Consider the following 14,353-nt stretch of genomic DNA (forward strand, 5'->3'; position numbering starts at 1 on the left):
TCCCAGGCACTGGCATTGGGCGCCCATTTCTGCCAGCATCCAGCCTCTGTATTGCGGATCAAGGGGTTGAGCCGCCATGGGCGTCGGGAAGTTCCTACTGGGCTGTATTCTGAGTGTCGGCGGCATCCATGCTGCGTCGGCCGCGGATGCGGACACCCAGGAGCTGAGCTCGATGCTGCATTCGGTGGACAGCGCCAGCAGCAACCACGATGGCGGCAGCAACGGCAGCGGCGGCGATGCCCTCGGCATTTCGCACGAGAGCGCCATGCCCGCAACGCCCTCGTCGTCAGCGAGCAGCGAAAACTGCCCCTCCAACAATGCCCCGGCCGCCGCTCCGCGTGGCCGCCGCGCAAGCCTCGGCTGGCAATCGCTGCTGCCAGGTTCGATCCAGTAACACCCCCGGCCTGTGGCGGCATCCTGGTGGCGCCGCCTGAGCGCCTTCGTCACCCCTCCTCCTCTTGCTGAACCGGACTGGCAGCGCGCGCTGCAAGCGTGCCCACTGGCCTGCCGGCTGGACGCGGCCCGACAGGCCGAATTGCGCCAGCTGGTTTCGGTCTTCCTGGCGCGCAAGCGGTTCTTCGCCCTCGCCGGGGCCGAACTCGACCAACACCTTCGCACCCTGATTGCCATGCAGGCCTGCCTGCCCGCCGTGCAACAAGGCCCGCGCGCCTTGCGCGGCTGGCGCGACGTGCTGGTGTATCCCGGCGAGTTCAAGGTGCGCCGCAGCCACCACGACGAGCACAGCGGCGTGGTGATCGAAGGCGATGACGTGCTGATCGGCGAGGCCTGGGAACGCGGCCCGCTGGTGCTCTCGCTGGCCGACGTGCAACTCGACCTCGAGCGACCGTGGGACGGTTACAACGTGGTCGTCCACGAGATGGCACACAAGCTGGACATGCTCGACGGACCACCGGACGGCGTGCCGCCCTTGCCGGCGAACATCGCGCGGCGCCAGTGGATCGTGGCGTTCCAGCGCGCATTCGACCATCTCTCCGACGATATTGCGCGCGGCCGCGATACATTGATCGATCCCTACGCGACCGAAGGCGCGGACGAGTTCTTCGCGGTGGTGAGCGAGCTGCACTGGTCGCAACCGGGTGTACTGCGTCGCGCCGATCCGTCGGTGGCGGATCTGCTGGCCGCCTATTACGGATCGTCGCCGGCACCCGGCTGAGGTTGTGTCCGACGTTGACGGCGCAACGCGCCAGCACCGGCGTATCAACATGCCGTATCGCGAGATTGGCCCCTCACCCCAACCCTCTCCCCCAAGGGGAGAGGGAGCAGTTCAGTGCATCGCGAACGATCTTGATGAGCGAAGCCCGGCAAAGACAGATGCCAAACGCGAAGTCACTTGACTCCTGCCTTCGCAAGAGTGACGACCTGAAAGCACGAACCAGAAGAGAGCGGGACGCAACAACAAAACATCCCCCGGCCCCGTTAGCCCGGCGGCAACTTCACGCTGAAACGCGCGCCGTTGAACTCGGGCGAACGATCGACGCTCAATTCGCCCTGGTAGGCGCGCACGATGTCCTGCACGATGGAAAGTCCAATCCCGTGCCCCTGCACGCGCTCATCGCCGCGCACGCCACGTTGCAGCACCGTCTCGATCTTGTCGTCGTCGATGCCGGGACCGTCGTCTTCCACGCTCAGCCACAGGCCTGGACGCTGGCGCCCGGCCACCGGGCGCATCTTCACCACCAGCAGCACGCGGTGACGCGCCCACTTGAACGCGTTTTCCAGCAGGTTTCCCATCAGCTCGAGCAGGTCGCCCTGCTCGCCGTAGAACGCGGCGTTGTCGTCGATGTCGAATTCGCACAGCACGTTCTTGGCGGCGTAGACCTTTTCCAGGCTCTGCACCAGGTCCTCGGCATGACCGGCGATCGGGATCGCGGTGGTCGCAAAGGTCTGGCGCCCGGAAGTCGCAGCGCGGGCGAGCTGGTAGGCCACCAGTTCGTCCATCTTGCGTACCTGGTCGAGCGCGTGGTCGCGCAGGTCCGATTCACCGCTGACGGTTTCCAGCCGCGAGCGGATCACCGCCAACGGCGTCTTCAGGCTGTGCGCGAGATCGGCGAGCGTGTTGCGCGTGCGCACGCGCTGCTCGCGCTCGCTGTCGATGAAGGCGTTGATGCGTTCGGTAAGACCGGTGAGCTCGGCCGGATACTGGTCGCCCAGGTGTTCGCGCTCGCCGCGTTCCACGCGCGACATTTCGCTGGCCACCTTGCGCAACGGCGTAAGGCTCCAGCGCAGCAGCAACATCTGCAGCAGGATCAGCATCACGCCCAGCGAGGCCAGCCAGAAGATCAGGCTGCGCCGGAACACGGCATTGCGCCCTTCGAGCTGGTCCTCGGTCTGCGCCACCATGAAGGTGAGGTGCACCGACTTACGCTCCGAGGTGTCCAGCGCGACGCCATAGGTGTAGTAGTACAGGCGCCCCATGCGCGTATCGACCGGGCCGACGAACTTCCCGTCGCCCGGCGGCAGCGGATGCAGGAAGCCGAAATCGCGCCCGATTGCCGAGGGTGATTCCCACTTGAAGCCGTTGTCGCCGATGGCCACGGCATACAGGCCCGAGCCCGGACGCGAGAAGCTCGGGTCGGGCGGCGTGTCCGGCAGCAACACCTTGCCCGAGCGACCGACTTCGGTACCCGCCAGGTAGGCCACGACGAAGTTCTGCAGGCGATCCTGCAGCCCCTTCAGTGCACTATCGGCAGCCGTGCGCGTGAGCGTGAGCCCGACCACGCCCAGGAACGCCGCCAGCACGAAGCTGGTGGCCAGCGCCGCCCGCCCCGCCAGCGAGAACGGGCGGCGCGGCGGGGCTGGATCACTCGTCTTCGGCTTCGCTGCGAGGGATGGCAAAGCGGTATCCGCGTCCACGTACCGTCTCGATGGGCTTGAGGTTGCCTTCGGGGTCGAGCTTCCGGCGCAGTCGACCGATGAAGACTTCCAGCACATTGGAGTCGCGGTCGAAATCCTGCTGGTAGATGTGCTCGGTGAGGTCGGCCTTGGAGACCAGTTCACCGGCGTGCAGCATCAGGTACTCGAGCACCTTGTATTCGTAGCTGGTCAGGTCGACGACCTTGCCTTCCACCGTCACCGTCTGCGCGGTGGTGTCGAGCTTGATCGGGCCGCAGGCCAGCACCGGCTTGGACCAGCCGCTGGCGCGACGCACCAGCGCGTTGATGCGCGCCAGCAGCTCTTCGACGTGGAACGGCTTGACCAGGTAATCGTCCGCGCCGTGCTTGAGGCCCTCCACCTTGTCCTGCCAGCCGCCACGGGCGGTAAGGATCAGGATGGGATAACGCTGGCCGGCCTCACGCAGCGCCTTGATCAGGTCCATGCCCGACATCTTGGGCAGGCCCAGATCGATGATGGCCAGATCGAAGGGCACCTCGCGACCGAGGTAGATGCCTTCCTCACCGTCCTGAGCTGCATCGACGGCAAAACCATCGCGCTTCAGACGCGCCGCAAGCGTTTCGCGCAGGGGCGCCTCGTCCTCAACCAAAAGGATGCGCATCAGTGTTTCTCCTTGTTGCTCTCTCCGTCAGCGGACGGGTTCTTGGTCGAATCGGTGGAAGCCGGGGCCTTGCTGGCTTCCGTGGTCACGGTCACTACGCGAACATGACCCGTCGGGGTCAACACCTTCACACGATGCTCAAAGGACCCACGGCCACGTCGCACGGTACTGGCCGACAGCACCTTGCCGCCAGTCTCCTGCTGCACCTGGGCCACGGCCTGCTCCAGCGACATGGCCGGCTCAGCGGTCTGCACCGCCAGCACGGCGGCGCTTGCCGACAGCAAAATCAGCAGCGCCGACGTTCGCAGGATTGTTTTCATTTCGTTAATCAAGCCCAGGTGAACTGGCGGGAACGGTAGGCATCGTCGTTCAGACTATGAAACCGGGGCTGAATATTGACCGGATGGACCGGCGGCGTCACGCGGCCACCCGTTGCGGGGCCATGGCCTGCTCGATCAGCCCCCAGTCGGCGCCCGCCAGATGGGCACCCTCGCTCAGGCGCCGGCGGAAGCCGCGGGCACCCGGTTCGCCCTGGTACAGGCCCAGCAAGTGGCGGGTGATGTGCTTGAGCGCGGTGCCGCGGGCCAGCTCGGCCTCGATGTAAGGGCGCATGCGCAACAACAGGTCCTCGCGCGTGGGCAGCGGCTCGCCGTACAGAGCCGCCTCGACGTGGGCCAGCACGTAGGGGTCGTGGTAGGCCGCGCGGCCCAGCATCACGCCATCGACCTGGGTCAGATGGGCCAGCACGTCTTCCACCGTGGTGATGCCGCCATTGATGACGATGACCAGCTGCGGGAACTCGCGCTTGAGCCGGTACACGCGTTCGTAGTCCAGCGGCGGGATCTCGCGGTTCTCCTTCGGGCTGAGGCCCTTGAGCCACGCCTTGCGAGCATGCACGACCAGCACTTCGACACCGGCATCGATCATCGTCTCGGTGAAATGCTGCAGGTCGGCGTATTCGTCCTGGTCGTCCACGCCGATGCGGCACTTCACCGTGACAGGCACATCCACCGCATCGCGCATGGCCTTCACGCAATCGCCCACTACCGCCGGCTCGCGCATCAGGCAGGCGCCAAAGCGGCCCGACTGCACGCGATCGGAGGGACAGCCCACGTTAAGGTTGATCTCGTCGTAGCCCGCGTCCATGCCGTAGCGCGCCGCCACGGCCAGTTCATGCGGGTCGCTGCCGCCCAGCTGCAAGGCCACCGGGTGCTCCTGCTGGCTGTGTTCCAGCAGGCGCAGCTGCCTGCCGCGCACCAGCGCGGCGCTGGTGACCATCTCGGTGTACAGGCGCGCGTGCGGCGACAGCAGCCGATGGAAATAGCGGCAGTGCCGGTCGGTCCAGTCCATCATAGGGGCTATACAAATGGAATATGGACCATTTTCCATAAAGGTATAAAGTGTAAAAAGAAAAATATGAACCTTAATTAGTAAACTATATTGATGCAAGCGTTTGGTGCGAACTGAAGAGTGTGATCCTTGTGCTTCCTTTGCAATTCGCCTTCGAATCCATCAGTCGTCACCGCTTCTCTGTTGCGCCGAATGTCCAATGGGCTCGGGCCATGATACGTGGGATATGCGCTGCGCGCTCCGAACGATTTACGCCGCCAGCGGATGTGTCGCAAATGGGCATTGTTCGCCTGCGATGCCATTGCAGTTGACCGGCAACTATCGGCCAACACCGGAAGTTCAATTGATTGAACAGACTTCTCTGTAGCTGTCGTTCATTTCGGAGTTTCTCGGAGATGCATCGTGGCCAACACCATCTGCCAGCAGCCAGATGTAGTTGTCGGCCAACGCCGGGACCAGAACAACGCGCGCTAAGCTAGGCATCCGTCGCTTGTTCGATATCCCATCGTTGGTACCCGCGACGTGGTTAGTATGGCGACCCGTCCTTATGCCTGTAGCCACTTTTGCCAGAGTAGCGGCCGGAGGTAAATACCATGTCGATGTCCGAGTACTCGCCATGGTCCTCGTCATTGCGTGAGCCGACGACAAGAATTTCGGCATCGTCGGTTGAGCGGTTTTGCAGGCAATGCCCATCGCGTTGTCCTGCCGGGAATCCCGCGCAGTCGCCGGCGCGCAGTATGTCCTCGCCCTTGTCTGTAACGAGCACGAGTTCACCTGTCAGTACGTAGACAAACTCGTCTTCGTGTGAATGCCAGTGGCGCTGGCTTGACCAGACGCCGGGAGCAAGCCGGAATAGAGACACGCCGAACTGCGTGAGTCCCGCGGCATCGCCGAGGCGGCGCCACTCGCGCAGCTTGCACGGCTCGTCATGTGGAGGCGGGTACCGTGTGCCGGAGCTGCGTGGCGCTGCATCCTTGTCAATCTTGGGCATAGCACTCTCGATCTGTGGGAACTGATGGTGGACGATCATACAATCGACTCGAGGCGAATACTCCTCGAGCCCGAGCGCTCTATGCAGATGCGCCGCGCTGTGATCAAGAATTCGCCTTACGCGCTGACTTCGCTACGTGTTTTAGCGGCGGCAAAGTGCGGATGTGCGTCGCTTCCTCAGCCGACAGTTCGATACTGCGTCGCGTGAAGTCGAGCACCATGCGAAGTTGCTCTTCGGTGAACTGCGCCCATAGCGCCTGAGTTCGCTGCGCCAGTCGTTCGTAGTAGGCAAAGATTGGGCGCACACGTGCCTCGACAGCAACGACGCGCACTTTGCGCCGATCGACTGGGTCGGCCTCTCGGCGCACGAAACCAGAGCGCTCTAAGCGATCGATCAGGCCCGTGACGGCTCCGGACGTGAGTCCGGTGGCTACAACAAGCTGGCCCGGCGTCATCGCCTCTGGCCCAGCCATGACAATGAAGTCGAGGCACTCGAGGTCCGAACTGGACAGTCCCACCCGCTCGGCCACCGCCGCGCTCAATAGCACTCCCTGCGCGCTCATGCGGCGAACCTCTCGGTTTAGCGCCTGCAACAAGCCTGCCTTCTTTGTTCCGACACTTGACATGGTTACTCCCGTCTCTTAGAGTCACTGTATCTTAGTTACTAAGATACTTACCTTCATGAAATCTTAACAGAAGGAGTAGCGCCATCATGAAAGCTCTGATCATAGGCGACGGCGTTGCCGGCCCGGCTACTGCTTTGTTCCTGCAGCGTATCGGCATCCGGACAGAAATTCACGAGCTGCGTTCCGCGGGTACTCAGGACGAAGCAGGCCAGTTCCTCGGTCTGGCGCCCAATGGCGTCGGCGTGCTGGAAGCCCTGGGCTTGGGCGACCGTCTGTGTGCATCGTCGTTGCCAATGCCAACTTTGCAGTTCGTCAACAGCTCGGCGCGTACGTTAGGCGAAGTTCGCTTCGGAAACGGCCGGCATTGCGGCGTGACGATCAAGCGCAGCGAGCTGCATCGCATTCTGCGCGAGGAAGTGCGACGCAACGGCATCGCCACGCACTACGCGCACAAGCTCGTTGGGCTCGAGCTCGGCAACGACGCCGTGCGGGCACACTTCGCCGATGGCAGCAGTGCCACGGCTGACCTACTCGTGGGTGCCGATGGCATTCACTCTTGCGTTCGCCATGCTCTGTTTCCCCTCGCAAGAGCGCCAGCGCCGACCGGCTTGGCAAGTTGTGGAGGCTTCACATACTGCGAGGATCTGGCACCCACGCCACAGGGTATGCAGATGGTGTTCGGCCTCCGCGCGTCCTTTGGCTACATTATTTCGTCATCGCACGAGGTCTACTGGTTCAGCAACCTCGACGCGGCCACGCTGGAGCGTGACAACTTGCTCGATGCCGACGCGTGGCGTCGCTTGCTACTGCAAGTGCATGCCGATGACGGTCCGGTTGTGAATAAGATCCTGAGGGCGCCGTGGAACAGTTTCGGTCGCACCGACATCCACGACATCGCGACCTTGCCGAATTGGTCGCGCGGTCGCGCGGTGCTGATTGGCGATGCTGCGCATGCTACAGCGCCACACGGCGGACAAGGCGCTTCGCTGGCGCTCGAGGACAGTGCCTGGCTCGCCAACTGCCTGAGCAAGGTACAGCGCGGTGCTGACGTGGAGCCCGCTCTACAGCGTTTTCAACAGGTGCGGAAATCGCGCGTCGAGCGGATCGTCGCCTGGTCGCGGCGCTCTGGCGCGCAGAACGCGCCCAAGAATCCTGTCGCTCGCTGGCTGCGCGACCAGTTAATGCCGCTGGCATTGAAGGTCTTTGCTAGTCCCGCGCGCACGGCTTGGGTATACGAATACGAAGTGCCACAGGTCGCCTGCGCTTAGCTCCGCGGAACCTCGGAGAGAGGCGGTGTGATGACGCGGATGTAGGAACTTTGTGCTCCGCGACTAGATCGAATGGTTTACTGGAGATCCTCCCGGATCGATGATCTCGCGGCTCTCCTCGCCTTGCAAAAAGGCTGTTCGTCCGCAGTGGACGAAACCGTATGGAGAGAATCCGCTCTTGCCCCTACCAATATCTTAATCCACCGGGGGCTTGTGGCAAGCCCCCGGTCATGAGTCTTAATCGCCAGTCAAAATTAACTTACAAAATCGGGTGTGGCGGAATGAGAGTGTTGTTAACGAACATGAATCGCGCAGGAGCATTGAACCAATGGGTTGGATTTGTGGAGAAGTTACGAGCATTCGGTGCCAAGGGATGTGATGCACTGACCGCGGCCGTGATGCTCGTCGGAGTGCGGCTATGACTGAGCATGCAGTGGTGATTGCCGGAGGCGGTCCGACAGGGCTGATGTTGGCAGCCGAACTCGCGCTTGCGCGCATAGATGTCGTCGTTTTCGAGCGGCGCGTCAAACAGGATGTCCCCGGCCGGAGTGCGGGCGGTCTGCATGCACGCACCATCGAGGTGCTCGATCAGCGTGGAGTCGCGGAGCGCTTCCTCACGCAAGGGCAGATCATGCAAGTCGCGGGCTTTGCGATGATTCCGCTCGACATCAGCGATTTCCCAACGCGCCACAACTATGGGCTCGCGCTGCCTCAGGAGGGCATCGAGCGCGTGCTGGCCGCGTGGGTCGACGAACTGGCAGTACCGATTTATCGCGGAGTCGAGGTGACGGGCTTTGCCCAGGATGACACCGGCGTCGACGTCGAGTTGTCCGACGGTCGTTCGTTGCGAGCGAAGTACTTGGTCGGATGCGACGGCGGCCGCAGCCTCATCCGCAAGAGCGCCGGCATCGACTTCGCGGGGTGGGAACCATCCGTCAGCTACCTGATCGCCGAGGCCGAGATGACCGAGGAGCCGGCATGGGGCATCCGCCGCAATGATCGGGGCGTCAATGCAATGCGCAAGCTGGAGGATGGGAAGCGAGTGGGCGTGGTGGTGAACGAACCGCAGGTCAGGCAAGGCAGCGAGCCGACTGTGGACGATCTTCGCGAGGCGCTCATCGCCGTCTACGGGAACGACTTCGGCGTTCACGACGTCACGCTCCTCTCGAGGTTCACTGACGCGGCACGGCAGGCGACGTCGTATCGAGACAGACGCGTGCTCTTGGCCGGCGACGCGGCACACGTGCATTCGCCGGCCGGTGGACAAGGACTCAACATCGGTGTCCACGACGCTGTGAATCTGGGATGGAAGCTGGCCCAAGTGGCCAAAGGCATATCACCTCAAACCCTGCTCGATACCTACGAGGCCGAGCGGCACCCGGTCGGTGCGCGCGTACTTAAGAACACCTTGGCGCAAACGGCGCTAGGGCGCGGCGACGAACGGACGAAGGCTCTACACGAGAAAATGTCGGAGCTGCTTTCGATGGACGAGCCGCGCAAGCGATACGCCGCGATGATGTCTGGTCTAGACATTCACTACGACCTGGGTACCGGACATCCTCTGCTCGGTCGCCGCATGCCCGATCTTGACTTGGTCACCGAAAACGGCGCGCGGCGCATGTTCACGCTGCTGCACGATGCCCGACCCGTCCTGCTCAATTTCGGCGAACCCGGCACCCTCGACATCGCTCCATGGGCGGATCGCGTTCAACGGATCGACACTCGATACGCTGGTGCGTGGGAGCTCCCGGTAATCGGCGCGGTCGCTGCTCCTACTGCCGTATTGATTCGGCCCGACGGACACGTGGCGTGGGTCGGAGACGACACGGACCAGAGTCTGCGTGACGCCCTGACCACTTGGTTCGGACCGCCTGCTTCGGCGTAGCGCACTCGGTGCAGGGTAGATGTTGAAGGAGAAATATTATGCGTATCCATCCGATCTTCGTTGGACTTGCATTGTTTTGTACTCTGTCAGGCTCTTCACTGGCACAGACTGAGCAACCTGCGTTTACGCCCAGCCAGAATATCTATCGATTGCCTTTCGCCGATGGAACGCGCGTCAAAGTCTTTGACGATTTCTTCACCCATCGGCCGTCCGGCCGCAATGACCTGTTCGCGGTCGACGGCCAAGCTCCTTATCACGTAGTGGCAGCAGCATCGGGGCGTATCGTGGCCATCCAGGATGGATACAGCGAGCAACAGTCAGGGCGCGCGGCGAAGGACTGTCACAACAACTATGTTTGGATTGCTCATCCAAATGGCGAATGGACGAACTATTCGCATATCGCCCACAACACGGTCACCAGGGAGGCCGGACTCAAAGTCGGCGACTGGGTGAAGGCGGGACAGTACCTGGGCGACGAGGGTGCCGTGGGTTGTTCGATGCTTGACCACGTGCACTTCGAGGTAGCCATTCCCAACCCCGAGAAACCCATCGATTCGGGGGGATTCTTAACCGATAACGAAAATGGAAAGCGGGAGCGGAACCCGCGCTTTTGCGGAGTCCCTGGAGGCTTCGCTGTGAAAGGGGCCACCTATCAAGCACGGCCTTGCTGAGGTTCAGTACTTGATCGGCTCCTCAGAACAGATCACGTCTGTAGGCTACCGCATAGCTGCCCTTCGCGAAGGTCCGCAAGGGGTCGAACGGCGACCGCTGACCACCACGGTGCAAGTGACTCGAACGGCTACATTGTCAACGCGTTTCCGCCGAAACGTTCCCGCGTTCTACCAGCGACCGAGTCTGGTTAATCGACGACATTGCGGACAATCTTGATGCACCAGAAATGCACCAGATGGCCAGAAAGCCGCATAACTATGCGATTTCGGTTCGATCCATCATAGGAGCCGTCAATAGGCGAAAGTCGGTTCGATTGATGCCATGCATGCTGAATATTTTACCCGGATAGCATCGCCACGGCCTCTCGCCGGCATCCCGGCACGCAATGGAAGCTCCGGATCGGGCCAAAAGTCGCACATGCGCTGGCGCAACGACCCCACGACGCCCCTTCGTGGGCCAGAGCTCCGGCCCGGCTCCGCCTGGCTGCCCAGGCCACAACCCATGGCCGTGCGTCGCCATCGCCGACGGTGTTGATTCGCCCTAGACATCGTCTTCGCTAAAAAGCATGACGTTCTGGCGACATGCCTCTCCGCGCGTCTGCCTGGCCTGGTGAATCAGGCCAAGGGCAGCGCGCGCTCTGCGAACCCCACGCGTCTCCCGCCGAAGCAGCGGGCGAGACACGCGCCTGGCGCAGAGATGGACGCAACCGCCATGACGGCACATTCGACCACCTGAGGAATACATATGGGCAGCGGCACGATCACTACGAAAGACGGCGTTGAAATCTTCTACAAGGACTGGGGCAGCGGGCAGCCCATCGTCTTCAGCCACGGCTGGCCGCTCACGGCAGACGACTGGGATGCGCAGATGCTGTTCTTCCTGAGCCACGGTTACCGGGTGATCGCCCATGACCGGCGCGGACACGGGCGCTCCACGCAGACACCCGATGGCAACGACATGGACCACTACGCGGCGGATCTCGCCGCGCTGACGGAAGCACTCGATCTGAGGAACGCCGTGCACGTCGGGCACTCCACCGGCGGTGGCGAAGTGGTGCATTACGTGGCGCGCCATGGCATGGAGCGCACGGCGAAGATCGCACTGCTCAGCGCCGTGCCCCCCATCATGGTCAAGACCAAGGACAACCCGGGCGGCCTCCCCATCGAAGTGTTCGATGGCTTTCGCACACAACTGGCGGCGAACCGGGCCCAGTTCTACCTGGACATCGCATCAGGTCCCTTCTACGGCTACAACCGGCCCGGCGCCAAACCGTCGGAAGGCATCATCAACAACTGGTGGCGACAGGGCATGATGGGCGGGACCAAGGCCCACTACGACTGCATCAAGGCATTCTCCGAGACCGACTTCGTCGACGACCTGAAGAAGATCACGCAGCCTGCGCTCGTGCTGCATGGCGACGATGACCAGGTCGTGCCTTACCAGGACGCGGCCGTGCTATCGGCCAAACTGCTAAAGAATGCGACGCTCAAGATCTACCCCGGCTTCCCCCACGGCATGCCGACGACGCATGCGGATGTGATCAACGCGGACCTGCTCGCCTTCATCAAGGGCTGAGTCACGTGCTGCCTCCCCGCACGGACGCGGGAGGCTGCACCGCCCATCCATGGCCCACAACGCCTGGAGGAGAACGCCATGAGCCGACCACCCCTGCCCCCGTTCACGCTGGAAACCGCAACGCAGAAAGTGCGCCTGGCAGAAGACGCTTGGAACACCCGCAACCCCGCGCTGGTGTCGCAGGCCTATACGCTGGACAGCCAATGGCGTAACCGCAACCAGTTCATCAAGGGTCGCGAGGCGATCGAGGCATTCCTGACGCTGAAGTGGCGGCGCGAACTCGATTACCGCCTGATCAAGGAGCTATGGGCCTTCCGTGACAACCGCATCGCCGTGCGCTTCGCTTACGAATGCCACGACGACAGCGGGCAGTGGTATCGCAGCTACGGCAACGAGAACTGGGAATTCGACGAGGAGGGGCTGATGCGGCTACGCCTTGCCAGCATCAACGACCTTCCCATCGCCGAAGCGGATCGCAAATACCACTGGCCGCTCGGGCGCCGCCCCGACGATCATCCCGCGCTGTCCGACCTGGGCTTCTAGACGGCCACGACGCGGGGCCCTGTGCCCGGCACTTCAGGCCGCGGCGTCGCCGGGCGGCGGTGCGGCCGGCGCGGCCTCTTCCTGGGTGGCGACCACCGTGGGCCTGACCCCGACAGTCATGCTCGGGAAGACATCGTCGCGACGGATCAGCGCGTGATAGAGCGCTGCCGCCATGTGCCCGAGGATGGTCAGGAAGAACAGGTACGCCACGTAACGGTGTGCCAGTCGCAGCCACGCAAACAGCGTCGGGTCGGCCGGCAGCAGGGCGGGGAGATGCCATGAACGTCCCGACAGGATGGGATAGCCGCCGGCGGACAGCATGGCCCAGCCGATCAGAGGCATCGCCAGCATCAGGGCATAGAGAGCCCAGTGCGATGCGTGCGCGAAGAACTGTTGCCACGCCGGCATGTCGGCCGGCAGCGCCGGTGGGCGATTGCGCAGGCGCACTCCCAGGCGAATCAGCGCCAACAGGAAAATCGCCAGCCCCAGTGGCTTGTGGATGGCAAGCAGCCACTGGTGCCTGGGCGCCAACGTATCGACCATGCCCACGCCGATGAACAACATCGCCAGGATCAATAACGCCATGGTCCAGTGGAGCAGGCGCGCCAGCGGATGAAAGGATGTGCGTGCGTTCATCACTTGCGCTCCGATCGGCGTGCGCCGGCGCTGGCTGCACCGGGAAGATGGCCTTCCTCGCTGGTGCGACGCAGATACGAATCGGCATAGGCCGCCGAGCGCGCCGGCAGCAGCGGGTCGTCGGAGATGCGCATGCCAGTGGGAAGAATGGTGGGGTCGTAGTTCACGTCGCGGCACGGGCCACCGTCCTGCGCCTGTTCGCTGTCGATGACCAGCGTACCGGCGTCGACGGTGGGGCGATCCGCAGGCCACGCCTTGGTGGCATCGTTGGTGGGATCACCCGGCGCCGCGAGCGTCAGCAGCAGATGCCAGCGCTGCGGACCGGCGGCAAGGCGTCGTTGCAGGTCCTGCGCGAGGTAATCGTTGTCACTGGCGTCAGGCACGTTGCTGCCATCGTCCCTGGCCTCGGGCACCACGCGCCAGCGCACGGCATGGCGCTGGCCGGATGCGTCGACCAGGTAGAACGCATCGAGGCTGTAGTAGCTGTCGGTGGCAAAACTTGCCGATGGCTTCACCGCTTTCGCCCAGGTCAGGAACGCTGCGGTCTCCGGGTGCGCGGCAAAGAAGGCACCCATGCGCGCGCCATCGGGCTTGCCCGTGGCGGGATCGGGCCGACCGGCTTGCAACATTTGATAGAAGGCCTCGGGCGTGGCCACGACGAACACCGGCATGTTGTTCATCGCGGTGCGCCACTGCTGGCCGTTTGCCAGGCTGAAACGCAACGCCAAGCTGCGCACCTGCGTGCCACTATCGGGCGCATAAGGATTGCCGCCGGGAATCGCAAAGCGTCCCACCACCGGCGTGCGCCCCGCGGCGAACACCGTCGCGGTGGAATACACCGCCGCCGTGCCGTTGCTTTCGAAATAGCCACCTACGCAAACGCCCTTGGCGTGATTGCGCCGATAGCCCGGGTGCAGGCCGCCGTTTTCTTGCAGGGCATCCACGATGCGGTGCGGCGTCAGCCGCTGCGGGCTGAGCCAGCCACCCACAAAGGCAAAGGCCGCGGCGAGCAGCAGCACCGCGGCAGCGATCACCGCCCAGCGCCACGGCTGTCGTGCCCGGCGTGCGACCTCAAACGATTCGGACATGGAACGCTCCCCACCTGGCAATGACTGTGCTCAAGAACAGATTCGCCCGACCACCGTGCAGGGTTACCCGCGCGCAACGGGGTCATGCCCCGGCGCCGCCATTGTCGCAGGCGCTTTGCGAGCGCAACGCGAAAGCCGTTCCCGGCGTGCCTGCGGCGAAACAGGACATGACAGGCATGCTTGTCGTCGCCTCCTCGTGCGCCGGT

Annotated in this window: 15 protein-coding genes; 7 read left to right on the forward strand and 8 right to left on the reverse strand. The window is 63.3% G+C overall.

Annotated features, from left to right (window positions below; all coding sequences use genetic code 11):
• The first annotated feature begins 172 nt into the window (after positions 1-172).
• Together ACXU4B_RS09545 and ACXU4B_RS09550 are read left to right on the forward strand one after the other, a co-directional pair.
• On the forward strand, positions 173-394 hold the full coding sequence (locus ACXU4B_RS09545; protein ID WP_458910860.1) for a hypothetical protein: 222 nt from the start codon (positions 173-175) through the stop codon (positions 392-394).
• A 12-nt stretch (positions 395-406) separates the two neighbouring features.
• Positions 407-1,174: a M90 family metallopeptidase gene (locus ACXU4B_RS09550; RefSeq protein WP_131409925.1), complete on the forward strand. Its 768-nt coding sequence runs from the start codon at positions 407-409 to the stop codon at positions 1,172-1,174.
• A gap of 263 nt (positions 1,175-1,437) precedes the next feature.
• Here ACXU4B_RS09550 and ACXU4B_RS09555 read toward each other — a convergent pair whose 3' ends face one another.
• From ACXU4B_RS09555 to ACXU4B_RS09580, 6 genes are all read right to left on the reverse strand, one after another.
• Positions 1,438-2,856, reverse strand: a complete 1,419-nt coding sequence (locus ACXU4B_RS09555) for an ATP-binding protein (protein ID WP_131409927.1) — start codon at positions 2,854-2,856, stop codon at positions 1,438-1,440.
• Positions 2,822-3,514, reverse strand: coding sequence for a response regulator transcription factor (locus ACXU4B_RS09560; RefSeq protein WP_131409929.1), 693 nt, complete (start codon positions 3,512-3,514; stop codon positions 2,822-2,824). The genes ACXU4B_RS09555 and ACXU4B_RS09560 overlap by 35 nt, the downstream gene beginning before the upstream one ends.
• Positions 3,514-3,834, reverse strand: a complete 321-nt coding sequence (locus ACXU4B_RS09565; protein ID WP_131409931.1) for a hypothetical protein — start codon at positions 3,832-3,834, stop codon at positions 3,514-3,516. The genes ACXU4B_RS09560 and ACXU4B_RS09565 overlap by 1 nt, the downstream gene beginning before the upstream one ends.
• A gap of 97 nt (positions 3,835-3,931) precedes the next feature.
• Complete coding sequence (gene dusA / locus ACXU4B_RS09570; protein ID WP_131410515.1) at positions 3,932-4,903, reverse strand: tRNA dihydrouridine(20/20a) synthase DusA; 972 nt, start codon at positions 4,901-4,903, stop codon at positions 3,932-3,934.
• Positions 4,904-5,390: 487 nt separating this feature from the next.
• Positions 5,391-5,855 carry a cupin domain-containing protein gene (locus ACXU4B_RS09575; protein WP_131409933.1) on the reverse strand — a complete coding sequence of 155 codons (465 nt, stop codon included), beginning with the start codon at positions 5,853-5,855 and terminating at the stop codon, positions 5,391-5,393.
• 103 nt (positions 5,856-5,958) lie between these two features.
• On the reverse strand, positions 5,959-6,417 hold the full coding sequence (locus tag ACXU4B_RS09580; RefSeq protein WP_205746544.1) for a MarR family transcriptional regulator: 459 nt from the start codon (positions 6,415-6,417) through the stop codon (positions 5,959-5,961).
• A gap of 149 nt (positions 6,418-6,566) precedes the next feature.
• On the opposite strand from ACXU4B_RS09580, the gene ACXU4B_RS09585 reads away from it, so the two are divergent.
• The 5 genes from ACXU4B_RS09585 to ACXU4B_RS09605 all read left to right on the forward strand — a co-directional run bounded on the left by ACXU4B_RS09585 (position 6,567) and on the right by ACXU4B_RS09605 (position 12,423).
• Positions 6,567-7,748: an FAD-dependent oxidoreductase gene (locus ACXU4B_RS09585; protein ID WP_131409937.1), complete on the forward strand. Its 1,182-nt coding sequence runs from the start codon at positions 6,567-6,569 to the stop codon at positions 7,746-7,748.
• Positions 7,749-8,166: 418 nt separating this feature from the next.
• Positions 8,167-9,633 carry an FAD-dependent monooxygenase gene (locus tag ACXU4B_RS09590; protein WP_131409939.1) on the forward strand — a complete coding sequence of 489 codons (1,467 nt, stop codon included), beginning with the start codon at positions 8,167-8,169 and terminating at the stop codon, positions 9,631-9,633.
• A gap of 38 nt (positions 9,634-9,671) precedes the next feature.
• On the forward strand, positions 9,672-10,304 hold the full coding sequence (locus tag ACXU4B_RS09595; RefSeq protein ID WP_131409941.1) for a M23 family metallopeptidase: 633 nt from the start codon (positions 9,672-9,674) through the stop codon (positions 10,302-10,304).
• 745 nt (positions 10,305-11,049) lie between these two features.
• Entirely contained in the window at positions 11,050-11,880 is an 831-nt protein-coding gene (locus tag ACXU4B_RS09600) for an alpha/beta fold hydrolase (protein WP_131409943.1), read from the forward strand.
• Between the two features lie 78 nt (positions 11,881-11,958).
• Positions 11,959-12,423: a nuclear transport factor 2 family protein gene (locus tag ACXU4B_RS09605; protein WP_131409945.1), complete on the forward strand. Its 465-nt coding sequence runs from the start codon at positions 11,959-11,961 to the stop codon at positions 12,421-12,423.
• A gap of 33 nt (positions 12,424-12,456) precedes the next feature.
• On the opposite strand, the gene ACXU4B_RS09610 is transcribed toward ACXU4B_RS09605, so the two are convergent.
• The gene (locus ACXU4B_RS09610; protein ID WP_131409947.1) at positions 12,457-13,059 is read right to left on the reverse strand and encodes a cytochrome b; all 603 of its coding nucleotides are present in this window, start codon (positions 13,057-13,059) and stop codon (positions 12,457-12,459) included.
• A complete protein-coding gene (locus ACXU4B_RS09615; RefSeq protein WP_131409949.1) occupies positions 13,059-14,147 on the reverse strand; it encodes a catalase family peroxidase in 1,089 nt (362 codons plus the stop codon). Before ACXU4B_RS09615 ends, ACXU4B_RS09610 begins: the two co-directional genes overlap by 1 nt.
• Positions 14,148-14,353: the final 206 nt, after the last annotated feature.

The organism is Dyella soli (assembly GCF_054482295.1).